This is a genomic window from Pseudomonas sp. SMN5, from assembly GCF_052041925.1.
Classification (GTDB): Bacteria; Pseudomonadota; Gammaproteobacteria; order Pseudomonadales; family Pseudomonadaceae; genus Aquipseudomonas.
On the sequence record NZ_JBKGGX010000091.1, the window covers coordinates 1 to 244 of the forward strand.

At 61.9% G+C, this 244-nt stretch carries 1 protein-coding gene; it reads left to right on the top strand.

The genetic code is table 11. From position 1 onward, the window contains the following. Nucleotides 1-244 (top strand): immunoglobulin-like domain-containing protein (locus tag ACLEJR_RS27125; RefSeq protein WP_440817796.1); only part of this gene is annotated, 244 nt, incomplete at both ends.

The window sequence follows — 244 nt, forward strand, 5'->3', positions numbered from 1 at the left end:
GGGCGGCAACTACGAGAAGCTGGAGATCGACGGCAAATCGGCCGACACCACCGTCACCGATACCCAGGACACCACCGGTCTGACATTGACTGCCACCGACATCGTCGCTGAAGGCGGCTCGATCGTTTACACCGCGACCCTGAGCAACGCTGCCGGTACGCCTGTCACCGTTACTCTGAGCAACGGCGCAGTCATCAACATCACTGCCGGAGCAACCACCGGCACCGTCACTGTTGATGCGCCG